This window comes from Pseudomonas sp. FSL R10-1350, assembly GCF_009600525.1.
GTDB lineage: Bacteria > Pseudomonadota > Gammaproteobacteria > Pseudomonadales > Pseudomonadaceae > Aquipseudomonas > Aquipseudomonas helleri.
This window is the reverse complement of sequence record NZ_WIVR01000028.1, coordinates 38,395-57,272: the sequence shown is the minus strand read 5'-3', so window position 1 is coordinate 57,272 and position 18,878 is coordinate 38,395. Positions and strand designations below refer to the sequence as shown.

Sequence of the window (18,878 nt, the reverse complement as noted above, 5' to 3'; positions counted from 1 at the left end):
AGGTGCGGCGGCCGTTGGCGCAGGCTTGGGCACAGTCGCCGGCACCACCGGCGGTGCTTCACCCCGCTGCTCGGCCTCTTGGGCTTGAGCGGCGTCATTGGCGCGTTCTTCAGGGGTTCGGCTGTCGCTGAACACCAGCAGCAAATAGCGGCTTCGGTTCAAGGCGGCAGTCGGCACAGCCCGCACAATGGCAAATGGCTGGCCCGAGTCGTGAATGACTTCTTTGACCGTGGCCACCGGGTAACCGGCCGGGAAGCGCTGCCCCAGGCCCGAGCTGACCAGCAGATCGCCCACTTTGATATCTGCCGTGTCGGCCACGTGACGCAGTTCAAGCCGCTCTGGGTTGCCCGTGCCGCTGGCAATGGCGCGCAGGCCGTTGCGATTCACCTGTACCGGAATGCTGTGGGTGGTGTCGGTGAGCAACAAGACACGCGAGGTGTTCGGCATCAACTCGACCACCTGCCCCATCAACCCGCGAGCATCGAGCACCGGCTGCCCCAGTACTACGCCGTCGCGCTCACCCTTGTTGATGATGATGCGATGGGTGAACGGGTTCGGGTCCATGCCGATCAACTCGGCCACTTCAACCTTTTCGTTCACCAGCGCCGAGGAGTTCAACAACTCGCGCAGGCGAACGTTCTGCTCGGTCAAGGCTGCCAGCTTTTGCATGCGGCCTTGCAACAGAAGGTTTTCAGTTTTGAGCTTCTCGTTTTCAGCCACCAGTTCGGTGCGACTGCCAAATTGGCTGGCAACCCCCTGAACCAGGCGTTGCGGCAAATCGGTCACCCAGTAGGTTTGCATCAGCACCAGCGACATCTGGCTGCGCACCGGCTTGAGCAAGGTGAAACGGGCATCTACCACCATCAGCGCGACCGATAGCACGACCAGCACCAATAAGCGCACGCCCAATGAGGGGCCTTTAGAAAAGAGCGGTTTAATAAGCCGCCCCTCCCGGGCAAGTGTTCAATGTATTCATACGGCGTTAAAGCGGCCTGGATGAAGATTGGCAAAAGATAAACGCCAAAAGGCAGCACTGCAAAGTGCTACCTTTTGGTGATAACCATTGGCCTGCACCGGCGATCTTATTCGCTGGAGAGCAGGTCCATTGTGTGTTTATCCATCATTTCCAGCGCACGGCCACCACCACGGGCAACACAGGTCAGCGGGTCTTCGGCAACGATCACCGGCAGGCCTGTTTCCTGGGCCAGCAGCTTGTCGAGGTCACGCAGCAAGGCGCCACCACCAGTCAGTACCAGGCCACGCTCGGCGATGTCCGAAGCCAGCTCTGGCGGAGACTGTTCCAGTGCGCTTTTCACGGCCTGAACGATGGTTGCCAGCGACTCTTGCAGAGCCTCAAGAACTTCATTGGAGTTCAGGGTGAATGCACGTGGAACGCCTTCTGCCAGGTTACGGCCGCGTACGTCGACTTCACGCACTTCACCGCCCGGGTAGGCTGTGCCGATTTCCTGCTTGATGCGCTCCGCCGTCGACTCGCCGATCAGGCTGCCGTAGTTACGACGCACATAAGTGATGATCGCTTCGTCGAAGCGGTCGCCGCCAACCCGTACGGATTCAGCGTAAACCACACCGTTCAGGGAGATCAGCGCGATTTCAGTGGTACCACCACCGATATCGACAACCATCGAACCGCGTGCTTCCTCAACCGGCAAGCCAGCACCGATGGCCGCGGCCATCGGTTCTTCGATCAGGAATACTTCACGGGCACCGGCACCCAGTGCCGATTCACGAATGGCGCGACGCTCTACCTGAGTCGATTTGCACGGTACGCAAATCAAAACCCGAGGGCTTGGCTGCAAAAAGCTGTTTTCATGCACTTTGTTGATGAAGTACTGCAGCATCTTCTCGCAGACGCTGAAGTCGGCAATCACGCCATCCTTCATCGGACGAATGGCAGCAATGTTGCCAGGTGTACGGCCGAGCATGCGCTTGGCCTCGGTGCCGACGGCAACGACACTTTTCTGGTTACCGTGTGTCCGAATAGCCACAACCGATGGCTCATTCAGGACAATACCGCGCTCACGCACGTAAATAAGGGTGTTGGCAGTGCCCAGGTCGATGGAAAGATCGCTGGAAAACATGCCACGCAGTTTCTTGAACATGGGAAAGGGACCCTAGGCAACGCGTGGGTAAAAAAGTGCGGCAAACTCTAACAACGACAGGGATTTTGGGCAAGGCGCCAATATGTTAAATTGACCGCTTTTCCGTGCACCAACCCCCACAATCGCGGCCATATGACCGTAGAAATGCGGTAGTGTTCCGACAATCTAACACACGGACACCATCCGTCCTGTTTTCCACTGGAGAATCCCATGGCGCTTGAACGCTCCGACGTGGAAAAAATCGCACATTTGGCCCGTCTGGGTCTCAATGATGCCGATCTCCCACGCACCACCGAAGCCCTTAATAGCATTCTGGGGCTGATTGATCAGATGCAGGCTGTCGACACCACCGGTATCGAGCCGCTGGCCCACCCACTGGAAGCCAGCCAGCGCCTGCGCGCTGACGTCGTGACTGAAAGCAATCATCGCGAGGCTTACCAGTCCATCGCACCAGCGGTCGAAAACGGCCTCTATCTGGTTCCGAAAGTCATCGAGTAAAGGGAAAGAGCCTGCATGCATCAATTGACTCTGGCCGAGATCGCCCGCGGACTCGCCGATAAAAAGTTTTCTTCTGAAGAGCTGACCAAGACCTTGCTGGCGCGTATCGCCCAGCTCGATCCGCAGCTCAACAGCTTCATCACCCTCACCGAAGACCTCGCCATCGAGCAGGCCAAGGCTGCTGACGCACGTCGCGCCAACGGTGAAAGCGGTGCCCTGCTGGGCGCGCCGATCGCGCACAAAGACCTGTTCTGCACCCTGGGCGTACGCACCAGCTGTGCCTCGAAGATGCTCGACAACTTCAAGGCACCCTACGACGCCACCGTGGTTGCCAAGCTCGCCGAGGCTGGCGCGGTCAGCCTGGGTAAAACCAACATGGACGAGTTCGCGATGGGCTCGGCCAACGAATCGAGCTACTACGGCGCAGTCAAAAACCCGTGGAACCTTGAGCACGTACCTGGCGGTTCATCGGGTGGTTCGGCAGCCGCCGTTGCCGCTCGTCTGTTGCCGGCAGCGACCGGCACCGACACCGGCGGTTCGATCCGCCAGCCCGCTGCGCTGACCAACCTCACCGGTCTCAAACCGACATACGGTCGGGTATCGCGCTGGGGCATGATCGCTTACGCCTCCAGCCTTGATCAGGGCGGCCCCTTGGCGCGCACCGCAGAAGACTGCGCGATTTTGTTACAAGGCATGGCTGGCTTCGATCCTAAAGACTCCACCAGCATCGACGAACCGGTGCCGGACTTCAGCGCCGACCTCAATACCTCGCTCAAAGGCCTGCGTATTGGCGTGCCTGCCGAGTTCTTCAGCGAAGGCCTCGACCCGCGCATTGCCGAGCTGGTGCACAACAGCATCAAAGAGCTCGAAAAGCTCGGCGCAGTGATCAAGACCATCAGCCTGCCCAACATGCAGCACGCGATTCCTGCGTACTACGTGATCGCGCCCGCTGAGGCGTCTTCCAACCTGTCGCGTTTTGACGGCGTGCGTTTCGGCCACCGCTGTGAAGACCCCAAAGACCTGACCGACCTGTACAAGCGCTCGCGCGCCGAAGGCTTCGGCCCGGAAGTCCAGCGCCGGATTCTGGTCGGTGCCTACGCCCTGTCGGCCGGTTACTACGACGCTTACTACCTGCAAGCGCAAAAAATCCGTCGCCTGATCAAAAACGACTTTGTCGCAGCCTTCAACGAAGTCGACGTCATCCTCGGCCCAACCACGCCTAACCCGGCCTGGAAAATCGGCGCTAAAAACAGCGACCCGGTGTCTGCCTATCTGGAAGACGTGTACACCATTACCGCCAACCTCGCGGGCCTGCCGGGCCTGTCGATGCCAGCCGGTTTTGTCGATGGCTTGCCCGTCGGCGTGCAGTTGCTTGCGCCGTACTTCCAGGAAGGCCGCTTGCTCAATGTCGCTCACCAGTATCAGTTGAACACTGACTGGCACACGCGCTCACCTGCCGGCTTCTGAGGAGAAACATATGCAATGGGAAGTTGTGATCGGGCTGGAAATTCACTCCCAGCTCGCCACCCAATCGAAGATTTTCTCCGGCAGCGCCACCACGTTCGGCGCTGAGCCGAACACCCAGGCCAGCCTGGTTGATCTGGGCATGCCGGGCGTTTTGCCGGTGCTGAACCAGGAAGCCGTGCGCATGGCCGTCATGTTCGGCATCGCGGTTGACGCCGAAATCGGCCAGCACAACGTGTTCGCACGTAAAAACTACTTCTACCCGGACCTGCCAAAGGGCTACCAGATCAGCCAGATGGAACTGCCGATTGTCGGCAAAGGCCATTTGGACATCACCCTGGAAGACGGCACCGTCAAGCGCGTCGGCATCACCCGTGCGCACCTGGAAGAAGACGCGGGCAAAAGCCTGCACGAAGACTTCAGCGGCTCGACCGGCATTGACCTCAACCGTGCAGGCACCCCGCTGCTGGAAATCGTTTCCGAGCCGGACATGCGCAGCGCCAAAGAGGCCGTTGCCTACGTCAAGGCCATGCACGCACTGGTGCGCTACCTGGGCATCTGCGACGGCAACATGGCTGAAGGTTCGCTGCGTTGCGACTGCAACGTATCCGTACGCCCGGTCGGCCAGGCCGAGTTCGGCACCCGCTGCGAGATCAAGAACGTCAACTCGTTCCGCTTCATCGAGAAGGCGATCAACAGCGAAGTGCAGCGCCAGATCGAACTGATCGAAGACGGCGGCAAAGTCATCCAGCAAACGCGCCTGTATGACCCGAACAAAGACGAAACCCGCGCCATGCGCAGCAAAGAGGAAGCCAACGACTACCGTTACTTCCCGGACCCGGACCTGCTGCCGGTGGTGATCGAAGACTCGTTCATCGAAGACGTGCGCGCCACCCTGCCGGAACTGCCACCGCAAAAGCGCGAGCGCTTCCAGTCGCAGTTCGGTCTGTCGGCCTACGATGCCAGCGTTCTGGCCTCAAGCCGCGAACAGGCAGACTACTTCGAAAAAGTCGTGAGCATCAGCGGCGACGCCAAGCTGGCGGCCAACTGGGTGATGGTTGAGTTGGGCAGCCTGCTCAACAAGCAAGGCCTGGACATCGACCAGTCGCCGGTCAGCGCCGAGTTGCTGGGCGGTATGCTGCTGCGCATCAAGGACAACACCATCTCCGGCAAAATCGCCAAAGTGGTGTTTGAAGCGATGGCCAACGGCGAAGGCACTGCTGACGAAGTCATCGACAAACAAGGCCTCAAGCAAGTCACCGACAGCGGCGCCATTGAAAAGGTGCTGGATGAAGTGTTGGCGGCCAACGCCGAGCAAGTTGAACAGTACCGTGCGGCTGACGAAGCCAAACGCGGCAAAATGTTTGGCTTCTTCGTCGGGCAGGCCATGAAAGCCTCCAAAGGCAAAGCCAACCCGCAACAAGTCAACGAACTGCTCAAGAGCAAGCTCGAAGGCTAAATCGCACACTCACTGCAGGAGCGAGCTTGCTCGCGATCTTTTAAAGATCAAAAGATCGCGAGACAAGCTCGCTCCTGCAGGCATGAGTGGGCACACAAAGGACTCCCCCATGAAGCGGCTACTCGGCGCCTGCGCCCTGCTCGGCTTGCTCACCGGCTGCGCCAGCCACGACATAGACCCACGCGGCTATGACGAAACCGGCGTTGCCTCTTATTACGGCGCTCGGCACCACGGTAAACGGACTGCCAGCGGCGAACCCTTCGACCAAAACGCCCTCACCGCTGCCCATCGCAGCCTGGCCTTCGGCTCACGGGTCGTGGTTACCAACCTCAGCAACAACAAAACGGTGGTGGTACGCATCAATGACCGGGGCCCGCATACTCGCGGCCGTCTGATTGATCTTTCGCGCCAGGCCGCCCAGCAGTTGGGTATGCTGAGCAGCGGCACGGCCAAGGTGCGGGTTCAGGGTTTAAGTGACTAATCAATGGAGTGAATCACCATTTTGGGGTTAAGCGCGTTATCACCGTGGAACCTGCTGCAACTGCTCTGCGGTCTCGCCATGCTGATTGCTGGCGCCGAACTGCTGGTGCACTGCGCGGTGCGCATGGCCGCCAACCTGAAGGTTCGCCCCCTGCTGATCGGCTTGACCGTGGTCGCCTTCGGCAGCAGCGCCCCGCAAATGACCGTCAGCCTGCAAGCCGCACTAAACGACACACCGGACATTGCCGTCGGCAGCGTCATTGGCAGCAACATCTTCAACGTCCTCGTCACCCTCGGCCTGTCGGCACTGATTATCCCCCTGCGCGTGTCACGCCAACTGGTGCGGCTCGATATCCCCTTGATGATCATCGCCAGCGCGCTGGTATTTGGCCTGGCCCTGAGCAAACAACTGGATCGCCTTGATGGCGCCATTCTGCTGGTCGGTCTGGTGATCTACCTCGGCTTGCTGCTCCGCCAGTCACGCCACAGCGGGCACCATCATGTCAGCCACGACCGACCGCCAACGTCGTGGCCGGTCAACGTTCTGATGATGCTTATGGCCTTGGTCTTGCTGGGCGCTGCCGGGCATTTGTTACTGGACGCCGCCGTCGGCGTGGCCACCGAACTGGGGCTGTCCGAGCGCATCATCGGCCTGACCATCATTGCCGTCAGCACTTCGCTGCCGGAGCTGGCCACCTCACTGATTGCAGCCTTTCGCGGGCAACGCGAAATTGCCGTCGGCAATGTGATTGGCAGCAACGTCCTCAACCTGCTCGGCGTGCTCGGCCTCACCGCGCTGATCAGCCCCGAACCGCTGTCGGTATCACCCAACGCCCTGGCTTTTGACCTGCCGGTGATGCTCGGCGTCGCCGTGTTGTGCCTGCCGGTGTTCTATACCGGCTACCGCGTGACCCGCGCCGAAGGCTTGCTGTTTTTGGGGCTGTACCTGGCGTATGCACTGCACGTGGTGTCGTTCACCACCGGCATGCCGCTGGCGGGCAGGCTCGAACACCTGATGCTGTTTTACATCTTGCCGGCGCTGCTGGTGTTTCTGCTGTTCAGTACCCTGCGCGCCTGGCGACGACAACACTGAGGAGTTTTGCGATGGACAACAAAAAGACCGGACTTGAAATGCGCCGCCAGGTAATGGGCGATGAGTTTGTCGACCGTGCACTGGGCAATGCCACCGACTTCACCCAACCACTGCAAGACTTCGTCAACGAACACGCCTGGGGCGGCGTGTGGAATCGCGAGGGTCTGTCGCTAAAAACCCGCAGCCTGATCACCCTCGCCACCCTCACCGCGCTCAAGTGCCCGCAAGAACTCAAAGGCCACGTACGCGGCGCGCTGAATAACGGCTGCACCGTCGACGATATCCGCGAAGCGCTGCTGCACTGCGCGGTATACGCCGGCGTACCGGCGGCCATTGATGCGTTTCGGGCAGCTCAGGAAGTGATCGACGCCTATAAAGGCTAAATCCAGCCGCCCCACTGCAATACAAAGATCCCGATATTGGTCGTGATGGCCGCCATCAAGGTGGTGATCACGATAATCGACGCGGCCAGTTCGTGGTTGCCGTTGGCTGCGCGCGCCATGACGTAGCTGGCGGCTGCCGTCGGGCTGGCGAAGTACAGGAACAACGTCCCCAGCTCCGGCCCGCGAAAGCCCAGAAGCCACGCCCCCAGTGTGGCCACCAGCGGCAGGCTGATCATTTTGACCAGGCTGGCACTCAACGCCAGATTGCCGCTTTTGCGCAAGGACGCCAGCGACAAGGTGCCGCCAATACAAATCAGCGCCAGCGGCAAAGTCATGGACGCCAGGTATTCACCGGAGGCCTGCAACCAGCCTGGCAGAGTGATCTTGAACACTGCAAACGGGATCGCCGCCAGCACGCTGATAATCAGCGGGTTTTTCACCACACTTTTGCAGACGCTCCACGGGTCGGACTTGATCACCGGGCTGTACACCGCCAGCACAATCGTCGACAGGGTGTTGTACAACAGGATCACCAACCCGGCGAGCACCGCCCCCAGCGAGATGCCGTAGTCGCCATACATGCTGGCCGCCAGGGCCAGGCCGATCACCGCGTTATTGCCGCGAAATGCGCCTTGGGTATAGATGCCGCGATCTTCACGCGGGCAACGCCAGATCGCCCAACCCCAGGCCAGGCCAAAACACACCAGTGTCGCCAGGGTGAAATAGCCCAGCACCTTGGGCTGCATGGCGGTTCTGAGGTCGGCGTGGACAATCCCCAAAAACAACAACGCCGGCATGGTGACGTTAAACACCAGTGCCGACGCCGTGTGGATAAAGTTGTCGTTAATCCAGCCCACCCGCTTGAGCACAATGCCCATAAAGAGCATGGCAAACACCGGAGCGGTGATCGAGAGGGTCAGAAAAAAGATAGCCAGCATGCAAACACGCTCGTGTGAGGTCGTTAAAAAACTAATGCATGTGCCAGAAACTGGCTGAAGCTTCCCCGCAAGGAAGCTTCATCACTCGGGCTTACAGACCTTTAACGGCGTAAATCCCGGCAGCGTTGCGCCAGTAGCCTTTGTAATCCATGCCATAACCGAAAATATAACGGTCAATGCACGGCAGGCCGGCGTAGTCGGCTTTCAGGCCCGGGCTGGCCTTGCGGTCGTGGTCTTTGTCGATCAACACCGCGGTATGCACCTTATGGGCGCCCGCGTGTTTGCAGAAATCAACGATCGCGCTCAGGGTGTGGCCCTCATCGAGGATGTCATCGATGATCAGCACGTGACGGTCCATAAAGGACACTTCTGGCTTTGCTTTCCAGAACAGGTCGCCGCCGCTGGTTTGGTTGCGGTAGCGGGTCGCGTGCAGGTAAGACGATTCAAGCGGGAATTTGAGGTGGGTGAGCAGCTTGCCGGCGAATATCAGGCCGCCGTTCATCACACAAAAAACCACTGGATTGAATTCAGCCATTTCAGCTGTGATCTGCGCGCCAACGCGGGCAATCGCTGCCTCAACCTCGGCTTCGGTGTACAGGCAGTCAGCCTCTCGCATGACTTGACGGATATGCTCGAGATCAGCAGACATGACGCTCTCCAGGGGGGTGGTTTGCCAGAAAAGCGGGCAAAGGTACGCACACGCATGGCTCAGATCAAGCATTTATGGACTAACGTGCATTAATGTTTGTAGGACATCACCCCGGATTAGATTAATCTAGGCCGCTTTTTTTGCCTGCCCAACCGGAGCCTTTACTTATGCCCATCCGTGAGATCCGCCATCCGCTGATCCGTCACAAGCTCGGCCTGATGCGCCGTGCAGACATTAGCACGAAGAACTTCCGTGAGCTCGCCCAAGAAGTCGGCGCCTTGCTAACGTACGAAGCCACCAGCGACCTGACCCTCGAAACCTACGAGATTGAAGGCTGGAGCGGCCCTGTCCAAGTTGAAAAAATTGCCGGTAAGAAAATTACCGTCGTGCCAATCCTGCGCGCCGGCATCGGCATGCTGGAAGGCGTACTGACCCTGATCCCGGGTGCCAAAGTCAGCGCTGTCGGCGTTGCCCGTAACGAAGAAACCCTGCAGGCCCACACCTATCTTGAAAAACTGGTTCCAGAGATCGACGAGCGTCTGGCGATGATCATCGACCCGATGCTGGCCACGGGTTCGTCCATGGTTGCCACCATCGACCTGCTGAAAAAAGCCGGCTGCAAAGAGATCCGCGCCATGGTGCTGGTCGCTGCCCCAGAAGGGATTGCCGCCGTTGAAAAGGCTCACCCGGACGTGACCATCTACACCGCGTCCATCGATCACCGTCTGGACGAACACGGCTACATCATTCCGGGCTTGGGCGATGCTGGCGACAAGATCTTCGGCACCAAGCAAAAGGATTAATCACATGCAGGACGAGTTCAACGACCCACTCTGGCGCCAGATCATCTCTGGCGCGCAGATGTTGTTCGTGGCTTTCGGCGCCTTGGTATTGATGCCATTGATTACTGGCCTCGACCCTAACGTAGCGCTGTTCACGGCGGGTCTCGGAACTCTGCTGTTCCAGATTGTGACCCGCCGTCAGGTACCGGTCTTTCTGGCTTCGAGTTTCGCTTTCATTACCCCGATCATTCTCGCCAAGGACCAATTCGGTCTGGCCGCGACCATGGGCGGCGTGATGGCAGCCGGTTTCGTGTACACCTTTCTCGGTTTCGCGGTAAAGCTTAAAGGCACCGGTTTTATTGATCGCCTGCTGCCACCGGTGGTGATTGGCCCGGTGATTATTTCGATCGGTCTGGCGATGGCGCCCATTGCTGCACACATGGCCATGGGCCGTGCTGAAGACGGCACTGAGCTGATCCACTACCAAACAGCCATGATGATCTCGATGCCAGCGCTGCTGACCACCTTGATCGTGGCCGTGTTCGGCAAAGGCATCTTCCGCCTGGTGCCGATCATTGCCGGTGTGCTGGTGGGTTTTGCGATGGCGTTTTACTTTGGCGTGGTCGACACGGCCAAAATCGCCGCGGCGCCATGGTTTGCACTGCCGCACTTCACGGCCCCCGAGTTCAACTGGCAGGCGATTCTGTTTATCGTCCCCGTGGCCCTGGCCCCGGCCATTGAACACATTGGCGGCGTGATTGCCGTGGGCAGCGTGACCGGTCGCGACTACCTGAAAAAGCCGGGCTTGCACCGCACCCTGTTCGGTGACGGTCTTGCGACCACTGCCGCAGGTTTGCTGGGTGGTCCACCTAACACCACCTACGCCGAAGTGACGGGCGCGGTGATGCTGACCAAGAACTACAACCCGAAAATCATGACCTGGGCGGCGATCTTCGCCATCAGCCTGGCCTTTATCGGTAAGTTCGGCGCATTGCTGCAAAGCATTCCGATACCGGTGATGGGCGGGATTTTGTGCCTGTTGTTCGGTTCGATTGCTGCGGTCGGGATGAACACCCTGATTCGCCATCAGGTTGACCTGAGCGAAGCGCGCAATTTGGTGATTGTGTCGGTAACCCTGGTCTTCGGGATTGGCGGCGTGCTGATCGGCACAGGGATGGGCCCTGAAGACTTCGGCCTTAAAGGCATCGCGTTGTGCGCGATCGTAGCGATTGCACTCAACCTGCTTTTACCGGGCAATGACAGCTGGAAGAACAAGAAAGGTGATGAGCCGATTCTATAAATCGGCTTCACCCTCCCCCTGTAGGAGCGAGCTTGCTCGCGATCTTTAAAAGATCAAAAGATCGCGAGCAAGCTCGCTCCTACAGTCTTTGCAGCTTTTATAGCGCCAACGGCGCCCTTTCACAGATAGTATTCAACGCCGCCGCCCACTCCGGGTTGTCATTGAGACACGGCACCAGCACTAGCTCCTCGCCCCCCGCCTCAATAAACTGCTCGCGTCCGCGATCGCCAATCTCTTCCAGGGTCTCGATGCAATCGGCGACAAACGCCGGGCACATCACCAGAATTTTCTTCACGCCGTCTTTGGCCAACGCATCCAGACGCGCTTCGGTGTAGGGTTCGATCCACTTGGCCCGGCCCAGTCGCGACTGAAAGGCCACCGACCATTTGCCCTCAGGCAAGCCCATGCGCTCGGCAAACGATTGCGCGGTGCGCAAACATTGCGCCCGATAACACGTCGCCAGCACTTCAGTCGATGCGTTTTGGCAGCAATCGGCATTTTTGAAGCAGTGATTGCCGGTCGGGTCCAGCTTGTGCAAATGCCGCTCAGGCAAGCCGTGAAAGCTCAGCAACAAGTGATCGTAGTCTTGCTCCAGGTGCGGCCGGGCGCTCGCCACCAAGGCGTCAAGGTATTCAGCCTGATCGTAAAACGGCTGCACGATCGAGAACTGCATCGACAGTTTTTTGGCCTTGACCACCCGCTTGGCTTCTTCAATCACCGTGGTCACGGTGCTGTCCGCGAACTGTGGATACAGTGGCGCCAGCGTCACCTGCTTGATACCTTGCGCGGCCAGACGCGTGAGCACGGTTTCAATCGACGGCTCGCCATAGCGCATGGCCAGCTCGACCGGGCCTTTGGTCCATTCGCGGGTCATGGCCTGCTGCAAACGGCGGCTCAGCACCACCAGCGGTGAGCCCTCATCCCACCAGATCGAGGCGTAGGCATGCGCCGACTGCTCGGGCCGGTTGATCAAAATCAAGGACACCAACAGTCGACGCACAGGCCACGGCAAGTCGATGACATATGGGTCCATCAAAAACTGGTTCAAGTAGCTGCGTACATCCGCTACCGAAGTAGACGCCGGCGAACCCAGGTTAACCAGCAACAGCGCGTGGTCGGTCATGCAACATCCTATTTCAGAGGCGGGCGGAAAGATCGTCTAGCGCCGCACGCAAATCGGTGAACTGAAAAGTGAAACCGGCAGCCAGCAAGCGGGCGGGCATTGCCCGCTGGCCACCCAACAATAACGTTGCCATCTCGCCCAATCCCACCTGCAAAACAAACGCCGGTGCTGGCATGAACGCCGGACGGTGCAACACGCTGCCCAAGGTTTTGGCGAACTCAGCGTTGCGTACCGGGTGCGGGGCGCATGCATTATAAGGACCCGAGGCGGCATTCTCATGCACAAGAAAATCAATCAGGGCAATTTGGTCTTTGATGTGAATCCACGACATCCACTGCCGACCGTTGCCCACCGGGCCGCCCAAGCCCATCTTGAACGGCAGCAACAGGCGCGACAAAAAGCCGCCTTCGGCCGCCAACACCAACCCCGTGCGCACCAGCACCACACGAATACCCAAGGCTTGGGCACGCTGAGCGGTTTCTTCCCAGGCAATGCACAAGTGGGACGCGAAATCGTCATTGACCGGCGGCGATTCCTCGGTCAATTCACGCTCACCACCGTCGCCATACCAGCCCACAGCAGACCCGGAGATCAGCACCGAAGGTTTGTGTTCGAGGCTTTCGAGCCAGACTAAAAGCGTTTCAGTGAGCGTGACCCGACTGCTCCACAACTGCGCCTTGCGCTTGCGTGTCCAGCGGCCGCCGGCAATCGGCGCCCCGGCCAGATTGACCACGACGTCTACTGGCTCGTGGCTTAACTCAACCAGGTGCTCGATGCCCCGAACGCCCGCCCCGCACAGTGCTTGCACGCGTTCAGGCTGGCGGCTCCACACACTCAGGCGATGACCTTGCGCCAGCCAGTGACGACACAGTTGGCGGCCTATCAAGCCTGTACCGCCGGTCAGCAATATGTGCATGGGGTGAACCTCCCGAGGAGTTTTATGCAGAGCACTGGTCTATTTTTAAAAGAAGGCTCATGAATGGGCCATTGACCTTATAAAGAATAGGTCAGTCTGACTCGGCAGGCGCACTAAAACCTATACCAAAAAATAAATTTGTACAGGTATTATAGAAAACGAAGTCTGTGCAAACAGGGGAACGAGACCAATATGACTGTACCCATTGCGATCATCGGAGCCGGCATTGCCGGACTCTCAGCCGCCAACGCGCTGCACAAGGCCGGTTACGCGGTTCATCTTTTTGATAAAAGTCGAGGCAGCGGCGGGCGCATGTCGAGCAAGCGCAGCGATGCCGGCTCGCTGGATCTGGGTGCACAGTATTTCACTGCCCGTGACCGTCGATTTGTCGATGAAGTCCAGCAGTGGCAAGCCCATGGCTGGGCCGCAGAATGGTCGCCGCATTTGTACAACCACAAAAACGGCCAACTGACGCCCTCGCCCGACGAGCAAACCCGCTGGGTCGGCGCACCGCGCATGAGCGCCATTACTCGCGGGATGCTCGGGCGCCTGACGGTGAACTTTTCGTGCCGGATTACCGATTTGATCCACGGCGAAAAACACTGGCACTTGCTCGACTCGGACGAATACACCCATGGCCCCTTTAGCCATGTGATTGTTGCCACCCCTGCTCCGCAGGCAATCGCCCTGCTGGCCGCAGCGCCTAAACTGGCCACCACTGTGGCCGGGGTCAAAATGGACCCTACCTGGGCCGTCGCCCTGGCTTTCGAGACACCGCTCGACACCCCGATGGAGGGCTGCTTTGTACAAGACAGCCCGCTCGACTGGCTGGCCCGTAACCGCAGCAAGCCCGGCCGCGAAGACACCCCGGACACCTGGGTTTTGCACGCGACCAGCGCCTGGAGCAAACAGAACCTCGACCTGCCCAAAGAGGCCGTGATCGAACACTTGCACGGCGCCTTTGCGGAGCTGATCCACTGCACCATGCCCGCGCCGGTCTTCACCCTGGCCCACCGCTGGCTCTACGCCCGGCCGTCATCTGCCCATGAGTGGGGCGCCCTGGCCGATGCTGACCTAGGACTCTATGCCTGCGGCGACTGGTGCTTGTCTGGCCGGGTCGAAGGGGCCTGGCTCAGCGGCCAGGAAGCCGCCCGCCGATTGATCGAGCACTTGTCGTGAATCGCATTAATCCACGCAAACTGCTGCTGTCCAAATGGACGGCAGCCCAGCCCAAACACCGCGAAAAACACTTTCTGGTCACCCAATTGTTCTGCGACGAAGAAGGCACCGTGCTGGAAGTCGAGCTTCAGGCCGTGCTCACCCAGCGCAACCAGCGCCTGCCATGGCAACATTTGCAAGCGGCGGATGAGTGGAAGCTGGGCTGGCTGTAACTGACCCGCCTGAACCTCAAATACCTGTACAAGATATTTGACTTGTACAAGCCTGCGCTTATGATGAAACCAAGTTGTACATCGCTTAAAAGATGTACAAGTATTTCTTGGAGGTTCGTCACATGGTCAGCACTGCTTCTTGCCAGCACAAACCAAAAATTGCCATCAGTGCCTGCTTGCTGGGCGCAGAGGTTCGCTTCAATGGTGGGCACAAGGAATCGCGGCTGTGCAGTCAGACCCTGAGCGAGCATTTTGAATTTGTACCGCTATGCCCCGAGGTTGCCATTGGCCTGGGCACTCCCCGCCAGGCCATACGGCTGGTCGGCGACCCGGCGCAGCCACAGGCTGTCGGCAGTGTCGATAACCAACTGAACGTTACCCGGCCGTTACACGATTACGGCGTCGAAATGGCCGCGGCGCATACCGACATTTGTGGCTACATCTTTATGCAAAAGTCGCCATCGTGCGGGCTTGAGCGGGTCAAGGTGTACCAGGACGGCGGTCGCCCTGCCGAATTGAGCGGCCGTGGCATTTATGCCCAAGCGTTTTGCGCGGCGCACCCGGATTTGCCCGTGGAAGAAGACGGTCGCCTGAATGACCCGGTGCTGCGTGAAAACTTCCTGACCAGGGTGTACGCCTACAGCGACTGGCAAGCCTTGCTCAAGCAAGGCATCACGCGCCGCTCGCTCACCGAATACCACGCCCGTTACAAATATCAGCTCATGGCCAACAGCCCGGTGCAATACAAGGCGCTGGGTAACCTGCTGGGCAATCTCGGCAAGCAAGACCCGCGAGACATCGCCCCGCTCTATTTCAGCGAATTGATGAAAGCGCTGAAAAAGTGCGCCACGCGGCGCACGCACACCAACGTGCTGCAACACCTGAGCGGCTACCTCAAGCGCTCCATCAGCCCTGAAGACAAACAGGAAATGCAGCAACTGATCAGCCAGTACCTCAAGGGCATTGTGCCGCTGGTGGTGCCGCTGACCCTGCTCAAGCATCACTTCCGTCAGCACCCGGACCTTTACATCTCGCGGCAGGTCTACCTGCAACCGCACCCTGAAAACCTCAGCCTGCGTAATGCTATCTGACAATGAATGATGACCTGATCATGTCCAACACACCCGACTCGGACTACAGCAAAGCCCTGGCTGAAGGCTGGATACCGATCCGCGAAGTCGCCCGCATGACCGGTGTCAACGCCGTCACGCTGCGTGCCTGGGAGCGCCGGTACGGCCTGATCGTGCCCTTTCGTACCGCCAAAGGGCATCGCCTGTTCTCTACCGACCATGTGCTGCGTATTCGGCGCATTCTGACCTGGCTCAACCGCGGGGTTTCGGTCAGCCAGATCAAACCGCTGCTCGATTCTGCCCCCTCTTACCATGAGCCTGCCGACAATGATTGGCACGCATGGCGCCAAGCGCTGACCCTGGCGATCCGCGAACTGGCGGAACGCCGCCTTGATGACAACTTCAATCAGGTCATGTCGCTGTACCCGGCCCAACCCTTGTGCGAGCACCTGTTGATGCCGCTGATCAGCGAGCTGGAACAACACTGGCACGGCCAATTTGGCGCGCAACTGGAACGCGTATTTTTTGAGTCCTGGCTGCGCAGCAAACTGGGCGCGCGGATTTACCACAACAACCGCTCCCTCAGCGGCCCGCCAGTGCTGCTGATCAACCAGTCAGACAGGCCATTCGAGCCCCATCTATGGCTTACCGCCCTGATGGTCAGCAGCAGCCATTGCCCGGTTGAAGTGTTTGACGCCCAGATACCCGGCAGTGAGCTGGCGGTGGCGGTCGAGCGGCTCAACGCCCGCGCGGTGGTGCTGTATTCGAGCAAACCGTTGAACCTGCAACACCTGCCAAAACTGTTAAGTGCGATCACTTGCCCGGTGTTGATTGCCGGGCCCTCGGTGTCCATCCACAACGACGAATTAGCGGTATCCAGCGCTGAAAGCGCGGGTTTGTCTTTGGCAAAGGACCCCATCGAAGCCCATCAACGCCTGAGCCAACTTCGCCTCTTTTAGTGTTTTCAAGGAACAGACATGCAACTTTTGTGGTTACGCAGCGATTTGCGCCAACATGACAACACCGCCCTGAGCGCCAGTGCCGAGCGCGGCCCGACCGTGGCCGTGTACCTGATCAGCCCTGAGCAATGGCTGGCGCACGACGATGCGCCCTGCAAAGTCGATTTCTGGCTGCGCAACCTGCGCACCTTGAGCGACAGCCTGCAACGGTTGAACATCCCGCTGCTTATCCGCACCGCCGACACCTGGGATCAGGCCCCCGCCGTGCTGCTTGAGTTGTGCCAGCAATTGGGCATTGATGACGTGCACGTCAACGAGGAATACGGCATCCACGAAACCCGTCGCGACCAGGCTGTTGCCGACGCACTTAAGGCCCAAGGCATCGGCTTTCACAGCTATCTGGACCAGCTACTGTTTGCGCCCGGCAGCCTACTGACGCAGTCCGGCTCGTATTTTAAGGTGTTCACCCAGTTCCGTCGGCTCTGCTACAACCGCCTGCACATGGCCCTGCCGAAAACCGTCGCGGCGCCCAAAGCGCAAGCGGCCCTGCTGATCAAACGCGATAGCGTGCCGCAGGCCATCTCCGGCTTTGAAACACCGCCCCAGGCTCTGCGTGATCTCTGGCCCGCCGGTGAAGATGAAGCCCATGAGCGTTTGGCGCGCTTTACCAGTGAACAAATTCACTATTACCAGGACGAGCGCGATTTACCCGCCAAGCCGGGCACCAGCCAGCTGTCCACTTATTTGGCCGCAGGCGTTCTTTCGCCTCGCCAGTGCTTGCATGCGGCGCTGGGCAGCAACAACGGTGAGTTCGAAAGCGGCAGCCCTGGCGTCTTCACCTGGGTTAACGAACTGCTCTGGCGCGAGTTCTACAAACATGTGCTGGTGGGCTTCCCGCGTGTCTCACGGCACCGCGCCTTCAAACCAGAAACCGAATATTTGCCTTGGCGTAACGCCCCGGACGAACTGGCCGCCTGGCAAGAAGGCCGTACCGGCGTGCCGATTGTCGACGCGGCGATCCGCCAACTGCTGGCCACCGGCTGGATGCACAACCGCCTGCGCATGGTGGTGGCGATGTTCCTGACCAAAAACCTGTTGATCGACTGGCGCGAAGGCGAGCGTTTTTTCATGCGTCATTTGATTGATGGCGACCTCGCGGCCAACAACGGCGGCTGGCAGTGGAGCGCGTCAACCGGTACAGACTCCGTTCCGTATTTCAGAATTTTCAACCCGTTAAGCCAGTCCGAGCGCTTCGATTCTGAAGGGCAATTCATCAAGCACTGGTTGCCCGAGCTCGCTGCACTGAATAAAAAAGAAGTGCACAACCCGGCGTCTGCTGGCGGCCTGTTTGGTGTAGCCAATTACCCTGCGCCCATTGTCGATCTGAAGAAAAGCCGAGAACGCGCCCTCAGCGCCTTCAAAAGCCTGCCTTCACGACAACTTCTCGAGGTGGAACATGATTGAAGGTCGTCGCATCTGGTTAACCGGCGCCAGCAGCGGTATTGGCGCGCACATGGCAAAAGAGCTGCTGCAACGCGGCGCTCACCTTGCCTTGACCGCCCGTACCCTGGGCCCGCTGGTGGCGTTGTCTGAACGCTTCCCCGGCCAGGTGTTGCTGGTGCCCGGCGACCTGACCGACCATCTGCAAGTGCGTGAAATCGGCATGACCATCGCGCAAAGCTGGGGCGCCCTGGACACGGTCATCCTGAGCGCCGGGACCTGTGAATATGTCGATGTCAGCCAATTTGATGCGCGGGTGATCGAGCGCTCGGTGTGCACCAACTTGCTGGCCAGCAGTTATTGCATTGAAAGCGCGCTGCCCTTGCTGCGCGCCGGACGCTCACCGCATCTGGTGGGCGTAGTCAGTGCGGTCACGGCCTCGCCGCAGCGCCGGGCACAAGCTTTTGGTGCGGCAAAGTCGGGGCTGCGTTACTTGCTCGAATCACTGCGGGTTGATCTGGCCGACGAAGGCATTGATGTGACCTTGGTCAGCCCAGGCTTTGTCGATACGTCGCGGGCAGAAAACCCTGAGCTGTCGATACAGGGCCGCTGGCCTGCCTCTAAAGCCGCTGCGTACATCTGCCAGCAGTTGCAAAAACGGCCACGGGAGGTCGTGTTCCCGACCCGCTTGCTAAAACTGCTCAACCTGCTGGCCACCCTGCCAAAACGCGTGCAGGTTGCACTGGCCAAGCGCCTGTCACGCAACCAGGGCGAGACCTCGCTCTAAGCCAGTGATTGTGCGGGTGACTGGTC

Annotated in this window: 20 protein-coding genes; 14 read left to right on the top strand and 6 right to left on the bottom strand. The window is 59.3% G+C overall.

All coding sequences use genetic code 11. From position 1 onward, the window contains the following. Nucleotides 1-939 (bottom strand): rod shape-determining protein MreC (gene mreC, locus GHO25_RS14340; protein WP_178110091.1); only part of this gene is annotated, 939 nt, incomplete at its 3' end. Between the two features lie 143 nt (nt 940-1,082). Further along, nucleotides 1,083-2,120, bottom strand: a complete 1,038-nt coding sequence (mreB, locus tag GHO25_RS14335) for a rod shape-determining protein MreB (protein ID WP_002555108.1) — start codon at nt 2,118-2,120, stop codon at nt 1,083-1,085. A 210-nt stretch (nt 2,121-2,330) separates the two neighbouring features. Here mreB and gatC point away from each other — a divergent pair, with 210 nt between their 5' ends. From gatC to GHO25_RS14305, 6 genes are all read left to right on the top strand, one after another. Beyond that, nucleotides 2,331-2,618, top strand: a complete 288-nt coding sequence (gene gatC, locus GHO25_RS14330; RefSeq protein WP_048368386.1) for an Asp-tRNA(Asn)/Glu-tRNA(Gln) amidotransferase subunit GatC — start codon at nt 2,331-2,333, stop codon at nt 2,616-2,618. 15 nt (nt 2,619-2,633) lie between these two features. Next, a complete protein-coding gene (gatA, locus tag GHO25_RS14325; RefSeq protein ID WP_048368387.1) occupies nt 2,634-4,085 on the top strand; it encodes an Asp-tRNA(Asn)/Glu-tRNA(Gln) amidotransferase subunit GatA in 1,452 nt (483 codons plus the stop codon). A 10-nt stretch (nt 4,086-4,095) separates the two neighbouring features. After that, nucleotides 4,096-5,541: an Asp-tRNA(Asn)/Glu-tRNA(Gln) amidotransferase subunit GatB gene (gene gatB / locus GHO25_RS14320; RefSeq protein WP_048368388.1), complete on the top strand. Its 1,446-nt coding sequence runs from the start codon at nt 4,096-4,098 to the stop codon at nt 5,539-5,541. A 109-nt stretch (nt 5,542-5,650) separates the two neighbouring features. Further along, nucleotides 5,651-6,022 (top strand): septal ring lytic transglycosylase RlpA family protein, encoded by a 372-nt coding sequence (locus tag GHO25_RS14315; protein WP_048368389.1) that lies wholly within the window; start codon nt 5,651-5,653, stop codon nt 6,020-6,022. Nucleotides 6,023-6,073: 51 nt separating this feature from the next. Continuing rightward, nucleotides 6,074-7,114 (top strand): calcium/sodium antiporter, encoded by a 1,041-nt coding sequence (locus GHO25_RS14310; protein WP_048368475.1) that lies wholly within the window; start codon nt 6,074-6,076, stop codon nt 7,112-7,114. Between the two features lie 11 nt (nt 7,115-7,125). Beyond that, a complete protein-coding gene (locus GHO25_RS14305) occupies nt 7,126-7,497 on the top strand; it encodes a carboxymuconolactone decarboxylase family protein (protein WP_153391045.1) in 372 nt (123 codons plus the stop codon). On the opposite strand, the gene GHO25_RS14300 is transcribed toward GHO25_RS14305, so the two are convergent. Both GHO25_RS14300 and GHO25_RS14295 read right to left on the bottom strand, forming a co-directional pair. Next, nucleotides 7,494-8,435: an AEC family transporter gene (locus tag GHO25_RS14300; RefSeq protein WP_048368391.1), complete on the bottom strand. Its 942-nt coding sequence runs from the start codon at nt 8,433-8,435 to the stop codon at nt 7,494-7,496. The genes GHO25_RS14305 and GHO25_RS14300 overlap by 4 nt on opposite strands. 91 nt (nt 8,436-8,526) lie before the next feature. Next, entirely contained in the window at nt 8,527-9,084 is a 558-nt protein-coding gene (locus GHO25_RS14295) for a hypoxanthine-guanine phosphoribosyltransferase (protein WP_048368392.1), read from the bottom strand. A gap of 167 nt (nt 9,085-9,251) precedes the next feature. On the opposite strand from GHO25_RS14295, the gene upp reads away from it, so the two are divergent. Together upp and GHO25_RS14285 are read left to right on the top strand one after the other, a co-directional pair. Next, nucleotides 9,252-9,887: a uracil phosphoribosyltransferase gene (gene upp / locus GHO25_RS14290; RefSeq protein WP_048368393.1), complete on the top strand. Its 636-nt coding sequence runs from the start codon at nt 9,252-9,254 to the stop codon at nt 9,885-9,887. A gap of 4 nt (nt 9,888-9,891) precedes the next feature. Next, nucleotides 9,892-11,166: a uracil-xanthine permease family protein gene (locus tag GHO25_RS14285; protein WP_048368394.1), complete on the top strand. Its 1,275-nt coding sequence runs from the start codon at nt 9,892-9,894 to the stop codon at nt 11,164-11,166. A gap of 97 nt (nt 11,167-11,263) precedes the next feature. Here the strand turns inward: GHO25_RS14285 and hemH are convergent, their stop codons facing one another. Beyond that, the gene (hemH, locus tag GHO25_RS14280; RefSeq protein WP_153391044.1) at nt 11,264-12,289 is read right to left on the bottom strand and encodes a ferrochelatase; all 1,026 of its coding nucleotides are present in this window, start codon (nt 12,287-12,289) and stop codon (nt 11,264-11,266) included. Nucleotides 12,290-12,302: 13 nt separating this feature from the next. Next, a complete protein-coding gene (locus tag GHO25_RS14275; RefSeq protein WP_123749599.1) occupies nt 12,303-13,205 on the bottom strand; it encodes a TIGR01777 family oxidoreductase in 903 nt (300 codons plus the stop codon). 192 nt (nt 13,206-13,397) lie between these two features. Between GHO25_RS14275 and GHO25_RS14270 the strand changes: the two genes are divergently transcribed. The 6 genes from GHO25_RS14270 to GHO25_RS14245 all read left to right on the top strand — a co-directional run bounded on the left by GHO25_RS14270 (nt 13,398) and on the right by GHO25_RS14245 (nt 18,852). Further along, a complete protein-coding gene (locus GHO25_RS14270; protein ID WP_153391043.1) occupies nt 13,398-14,384 on the top strand; it encodes an NAD(P)/FAD-dependent oxidoreductase in 987 nt (328 codons plus the stop codon). Then, a complete protein-coding gene (locus GHO25_RS14265) occupies nt 14,381-14,596 on the top strand; it encodes a TIGR02450 family Trp-rich protein (protein WP_048368398.1) in 216 nt (71 codons plus the stop codon). Before GHO25_RS14270 ends, GHO25_RS14265 begins: the two co-directional genes overlap by 4 nt. 122 nt (nt 14,597-14,718) lie before the next feature. Continuing rightward, nucleotides 14,719-15,687, top strand: a complete 969-nt coding sequence (locus GHO25_RS14260; protein WP_153391042.1) for a DUF523 and DUF1722 domain-containing protein — start codon at nt 14,719-14,721, stop codon at nt 15,685-15,687. Nucleotides 15,688-15,689: 2 nt separating this feature from the next. Then, the gene (locus GHO25_RS14255) at nt 15,690-16,625 is read left to right on the top strand and encodes a MerR family transcriptional regulator (protein ID WP_048368400.1); all 936 of its coding nucleotides are present in this window, start codon (nt 15,690-15,692) and stop codon (nt 16,623-16,625) included. 18 nt (nt 16,626-16,643) lie between these two features. Continuing rightward, complete coding sequence (gene phrB, locus GHO25_RS14250) at nt 16,644-18,089, top strand: deoxyribodipyrimidine photo-lyase (RefSeq protein WP_153391041.1); 1,446 nt, start codon at nt 16,644-16,646, stop codon at nt 18,087-18,089. Next, on the top strand, nt 18,082-18,852 hold the full coding sequence (locus tag GHO25_RS14245; RefSeq protein ID WP_048368402.1) for an SDR family oxidoreductase: 771 nt from the start codon (nt 18,082-18,084) through the stop codon (nt 18,850-18,852). The genes phrB and GHO25_RS14245 overlap by 8 nt, the downstream gene beginning before the upstream one ends. Nucleotides 18,853-18,878: the final 26 nt, after the last annotated feature.

What these genes read in the sequence shown, in the direction of transcription:
- upp (WP_048368393.1), top strand. Translation starts at nt 9,252, where the DNA reads ATGCCCATCCGTGAGATCCGCCATCCGCTGATCCGTCACAAGCTCGGC.
- GHO25_RS14275 (WP_123749599.1), bottom strand. Translation starts at nt 13,205, where the DNA reads ATGCACATATTGCTGACCGGCGGTACAGGCTTGATAGGCCGCCAACTG.
- GHO25_RS14260 (WP_153391042.1), top strand. Translation starts at nt 14,719, where the DNA reads ATGGTCAGCACTGCTTCTTGCCAGCACAAACCAAAAATTGCCATCAGT.
- GHO25_RS14300 (WP_048368391.1), bottom strand. Translation starts at nt 8,435, where the DNA reads ATGCTGGCTATCTTTTTTCTGACCCTCTCGATCACCGCTCCGGTGTTT.
- GHO25_RS14295 (WP_048368392.1), bottom strand. Translation starts at nt 9,084, where the DNA reads ATGTCTGCTGATCTCGAGCATATCCGTCAAGTCATGCGAGAGGCTGAC.
- GHO25_RS14285 (WP_048368394.1), top strand. Translation starts at nt 9,892, where the DNA reads ATGCAGGACGAGTTCAACGACCCACTCTGGCGCCAGATCATCTCTGGC.
- gatA (WP_048368387.1), top strand. Translation starts at nt 2,634, where the DNA reads ATGCATCAATTGACTCTGGCCGAGATCGCCCGCGGACTCGCCGATAAA.
- mreB (WP_002555108.1), bottom strand. Translation starts at nt 2,120, where the DNA reads ATGTTCAAGAAACTGCGTGGCATGTTTTCCAGCGATCTTTCCATCGAC.
- gatB (WP_048368388.1), top strand. Translation starts at nt 4,096, where the DNA reads ATGCAATGGGAAGTTGTGATCGGGCTGGAAATTCACTCCCAGCTCGCC.
- GHO25_RS14270 (WP_153391043.1), top strand. Translation starts at nt 13,398, where the DNA reads ATGACTGTACCCATTGCGATCATCGGAGCCGGCATTGCCGGACTCTCA.
- gatC (WP_048368386.1), top strand. Translation starts at nt 2,331, where the DNA reads ATGGCGCTTGAACGCTCCGACGTGGAAAAAATCGCACATTTGGCCCGT.
- GHO25_RS14245 (WP_048368402.1), top strand. Translation starts at nt 18,082, where the DNA reads ATGATTGAAGGTCGTCGCATCTGGTTAACCGGCGCCAGCAGCGGTATT.
- hemH (WP_153391044.1), bottom strand. Translation starts at nt 12,289, where the DNA reads ATGACCGACCACGCGCTGTTGCTGGTTAACCTGGGTTCGCCGGCGTCT.
- GHO25_RS14305 (WP_153391045.1), top strand. Translation starts at nt 7,126, where the DNA reads ATGGACAACAAAAAGACCGGACTTGAAATGCGCCGCCAGGTAATGGGC.
- GHO25_RS14255 (WP_048368400.1), top strand. Translation starts at nt 15,690, where the DNA reads ATGAATGATGACCTGATCATGTCCAACACACCCGACTCGGACTACAGC.
- phrB (WP_153391041.1), top strand. Translation starts at nt 16,644, where the DNA reads ATGCAACTTTTGTGGTTACGCAGCGATTTGCGCCAACATGACAACACC.
- GHO25_RS14315 (WP_048368389.1), top strand. Translation starts at nt 5,651, where the DNA reads ATGAAGCGGCTACTCGGCGCCTGCGCCCTGCTCGGCTTGCTCACCGGC.